Genomic DNA, 4,440 nt, shown 5'->3' on the forward strand with positions numbered 1-4,440 from the left:
ACGGGTTTGATCGGCACTCAAGCCATGCTGTTGTCGATAGGACTCGAATCCCGCTCTGAAGATGCTTTGGACGGTCGCTTCCACGGAGGTGTTCCCATTTGTGATGAATCGTGAGAGTTAATTATACATTATTGTTTTTATTCCTTTTATTTGTTCAACAGTTAACTAGGCGGCAGACTATCTGTAGAGTGCTAGGCTGCCTGCCAGCTAAAACGGTATCGCACCGCTAGCTACATTGGGCGGCAGATATCGGTTCGCTCAAGCAAGCCGCACTGTCCAAGCGACTCCCCTGATCTGAGCCCGCTAGCTATGATGCCATACAATGATTGACGGGAAAGGCTCGAGGACGCTGCTCGAAACGCGGTGTCGCAGCCACCCCCGGAGAAGAACGTCCGTTGGAAACGGATTTCAGCCGGTTCAAGGAGGCTCGCTTGTCGTGCGCGGCTTCGCGAATTGCCGTGAGGAACCAGCCGCGGGATGTTACCGAGGGGACAATGGCCTCAGCAACCACCCTACTCCCCGAGATACACCTCGATGACGCGCGGATCGTTTTGGACCTCGTCCATGCTGCCTTCGGCGAGGACGGAGCCTTGGTGCAGCACGGTGACGCGCTTGGCGATGGAGCGCACGAAGTCCATGTCGTGCTCGACGACGACGACCGAATGGCGGCCGGCGAGTGAGGTGAGCAGCTTGGCGGTGCGCTCCATCTCTTGATGGGTCATGCCGGCGACAGGCTCATCGACGAGCAGCAGATGCGGGTCCTGCATCAGCAGCATGCCGATCTCGAGCCATTGCTTCTGGCCGTGGGAGAGCGCCCCGGCCTCGCGGTGGACCTGCTCGGTGAGGCCGATCGTCTGCAGGACCTCGTCGATGCGCTCGCGCTGGGCACCGCTGAGTCTGGCGAACAGGGTCGGGAAGACGCGCTTGTCGGCGGCCATCGCGAGCTCGAGGTTCTCGAACACGCTGTGATGCTCGAACACGGTCGGCTTCTGGAATTTGCGGCCGATGCCGACCTCGGCGATCTCGGGCTCGCTGAGCTTGAGCAGGTCGATCTTCTGCCCGAAGAAGGCGGTCCCGGAGTCTGGACGGGTCTTGCCGGTGATGATGTCCATCATCGTGGTCTTGCCGGCGCCGTTCGGGCCGATCACGCAGCGCAGCTCGCCGGCGTCGACATAGAGCGTGAGTTCATCGATCGCCTTGAAGCCGTCGAAGCTGACGTTGAGCCCCTCCAGATAGAGGATCGGCCCGTGGCGGACATCGAGCTCGAGGTCCTTGGCGCGGATCATGAACTCGAATTGCCGATCGCGCCGGGTCAGTTCCTTGAAGTCGCGGCCGAACCCCTGCCAGACCTGTTTCGGACCGCTGAAATCGAAGGTGCGATCGCTGCGGAGCAGGTCACGGCTCGGGCCACGGCCGGATGTGCTAGGCGACTGATGCTCCGATTCGCTGGTCGGCTGACGCTCCGGTTCGTTGGTTAGGCCGGGGTCGCTCGTAGAATCGCTCGTGGCATTCATGCACTTGCCTCCTGGGCTGCATCAGCGGCCGCATCAGAGACTGCATCCGGCCCGCTGCCACGGCGCCGCCTGAACGAGCGCAGCAGCCCGACGATCCCCTGCGGCAGGAAGACCGTGACCAGCACGAACAGCCCGCCCAGCACGAACAGCCAGGCCTCGGGGAACACGCCAGTGAAGACGGTCTTGCCGTAGTTGACCAGGATCGCCCCGACCACGGCCCCATAGAGGGTGGCGCGGCCGCCGATCGCGACCCAGATCAGGAGTTCGATCGAATTGAGCGGCGCGAACTCGCCGGGGTTGATGATCCCGACCTGCGGCACGTAGAGCGCGCCGGCGATCCCGGCCAGCACCGCCGAGAAGGTCCAGATCGCGAGCTTGACCCGATCGACGCGGTAGCCGATGAAGCGCACGCGCGACTCGGCATCGCGCACCGCGACCGAGACCCGGCCGAGCTTGGAGGTGACGATGGCGCGGCAGGCCCAGTAACCAAGCGCGAGCGCGATCGCCGATGCGAGGAACAGCCCGATGCGGGTGGCATCGGCCTGCAGGTCGAACCCGAGCAGGTCCTTGAAGTCGGTGAGCCCGTTATTGCCGCCGAAGCCCATCTCGTTGCGGAAGAACGCGAGCATCAGCGCATAGGTCAGCGCCTGAGTGATGATCGACAGATAGACGCCGGTGACGCGCGAGCGGAACGCGAGCCAGCCGAACAGGAACGCGAGCATCCCGGGCACCAGCATCACCATCAGCGCCGCGAACCAGAATAGGTCGAAGCCGTGCCAGAACCAGGGCAGCTCCTGCCAATCCAGGAAGACCATGAAATCGGGCAGCACCGGATCACCGTAGACGCCGCGATCGCCGATCTGACGCATCAGGTACATGCCCATCGCGTAGCCGCCCAGTGCGAAGAAGGCGCCGTGGCCCAAACTGAGTATCCCGAGATAGCCCCAGACCAGATCGACCGCGACCGCGAGCAGCGCGTAGGTCAGGTACTTGCCGAGCAGGGTCACCGTGAAGGTGCTGACGTGCAGCGGATGGGTCTCCGGCACCGCCAGATTCAGGATCGGCACGACGATCGCGATCAGCGCCAGCAGCGCCAGCATCACCTGGCCGCCGGTATCGCCCTTTAAAGGATGAAACAGACCCATTCAGTTGGCCTCGCTCGAGACTCGATACAGTGCGCCGGGTTCGCCGATTTCAGCCGGGTGCCAGATGACGACGACATCGGCAGTGAACCTCGGCTGCCGGCTTGCAGACGCGATGCTGGACCACCGGCCGATCATACCAACGCCGCCTTTGCCGACGCTGCCTGGCCACGCTGCGAGAAATTGCTCAGTCCGGCAGACCCGATCCATCGGCCAGCCGTTCATTCCGATGCGGCCCGGCCGCGCTGCGGGAACAGCCCGCGCGGGCGCTTCTGGATGAACAGGATGATGAACACCAGCACCAGGATCTTCGCGAGCACGGCCCCGGCCCAGGGCTCCATCAGCTTGTTGGCGACGCCGAGCGTCATGCCGCCGACCAGCGTGCCCCAGAGGTTCCCGACCCCGCCGAAGACCACGACCATGAAGGAGTCGATGATGTAGGCCTGCCCCATGTTGGGGCCGACGTTGGTCAGCTGCGAGAGCGCGACGCCGGCGACCCCGGCGATGCCGGCCCCGAGCCCGAAGGTCATTGCATCGACGCGCGACGAGCGCACCCCCATCGCCCGGGCCATCGCGCGGTTCTGCGACACCGCCCGCACCTGCAAGCCAAGCGCGGTGCGCTTGAGGATCAGCCACAGCCCCGCGAACACGACGAGCGCGAACAGCAGGATGAACAGCCGGTTGTAGGTCAGCGCCAGCGCCGGGTTGATCTGCCAGGACCCGCTCATCCAGCTCGGGCTCTGCACCGCGACGTTCTGCGCCGAGATGGTCGTGCGCACCAGTTGCTGCAGGATCAGGCTGATGCCGAAGGTCGCGAGCAGGGTCTCGAGCGGGCGGCCGTAGAGGAAGCGGATCACGGTGCGCTCGATCGCGACGCCGAACGCGCCGGAAACCAGGAAGGCGGCCGGCAACGCCACCAGCAGCGACCAGTTGGTCAGCTCCGGCATCGCCTGCTGCACCAGATAGGTGGTGTAGGCGCCGAGCATGATCAGCTCGCCGTGGGCCATGTTGATCACGCCCATCACGCCGAAGGTGATCGCGAGCCCGATCGCGGCCAGCACCAGCACCGAGCCCAGGCTGAGCCCGAAGAAGAGGGTCTCGACGGTCGCATTGAGCTGTCGCTTGAATTCAATGGCGTCGCTGGCTGCGCGCGCGGCCGCCTGGACCTCGGGGTCTTGTTCGTTCTGCAACAGCGCCGTGAGTGCATTGCGGGCCTCGGGATAGAGGCTCCCGTGCAAGCGCTCGATCGCGGCCAGCCGCTCGGCTTTACTCTCCGAGCGCAGATCGGCGATCGCGATCGCGAGACCCAGGGTCTCGGCGACCTGCTTGTCGTCCTCGCGGGCGAGCTGCTCGCGGGCAGCCTCGATCAGCACCGGATCATCGCTGCCGATGAACTCGGCCGCCGCCTTGCGCCGCAGCTCCGGGTCCGGGCTCGAAAGGTTCAGGGATGCGATCGATGCCTTTAGGCTGCTGCGCATCCGGTTGTTGATCGTGATCTTGCGTGCATCGCGCCGGCCAACCTGCCCCAGGTCCTCGCCGGTGAGCGCATCGGTCAGCGCCCAGCCGCCATCGGCGCGGGCGGCGTAGACGACCCGATCGTCGTCAGTGCGGTAGTAGAGATCACCGGTCAGCAGCGCCTTCAGCAGCTCGGCGGCGCGGGGGTCACCGGATTCGGCGATCGCCGCGGCCGCTGCCTCCTTCTCGTTGAACGAGAACTCGGTGAGGCGCTGCAGCGACGCCTCGAGGCCGGCGGGCTGAGCAGCCGCGGGCTCGGCAGACGTGGG

General features: G+C 65.0%; 3 protein-coding genes. All 3 read right to left on the bottom strand.

Translation table 11 applies throughout. From position 1 onward, the window contains the following. Window positions 1–512: 512 nt before the first annotated feature. Window positions 513–1,286 (bottom strand): urea ABC transporter ATP-binding protein UrtD, encoded by a 774-nt coding sequence (gene urtD, locus CKO40_RS23325; RefSeq protein WP_200348853.1) that lies wholly within the window; start codon window positions 1,284–1,286, stop codon window positions 513–515. A gap of 224 nt (window positions 1,287–1,510) precedes the next feature. Next, window positions 1,511–2,659: an urea ABC transporter permease subunit UrtC gene (gene urtC / locus CKO40_RS23330; protein WP_200348851.1), complete on the bottom strand. Its 1,149-nt coding sequence runs from the start codon at window positions 2,657–2,659 to the stop codon at window positions 1,511–1,513. Between the two features lie 218 nt (window positions 2,660–2,877). Further along, a partial coding sequence (urtB, locus tag CKO40_RS23335) for an urea ABC transporter permease subunit UrtB (protein ID WP_200348852.1) occupies window positions 2,878–4,440 on the bottom strand: 1,563 nt, incomplete at its 5' end.

This window comes from Halochromatium glycolicum, from assembly GCF_016584085.1.
In the GTDB taxonomy this organism is placed as follows: Bacteria; Pseudomonadota; Gammaproteobacteria; order Chromatiales; family Chromatiaceae; genus Lamprobacter; species Lamprobacter glycolicus.

Excerpts from the sequence above, each read along its gene's own strand:
- urtD (WP_200348853.1), bottom strand. The coding sequence starts at position 1,286 with ATGATCCGCGCCAAGGACCTCGAGCTCGATGTCCGCCACGGGCCGATC.
- urtC (WP_200348851.1), bottom strand. The coding sequence starts at position 2,659 with ATGGGTCTGTTTCATCCTTTAAAGGGCGATACCGGCGGCCAGGTGATG.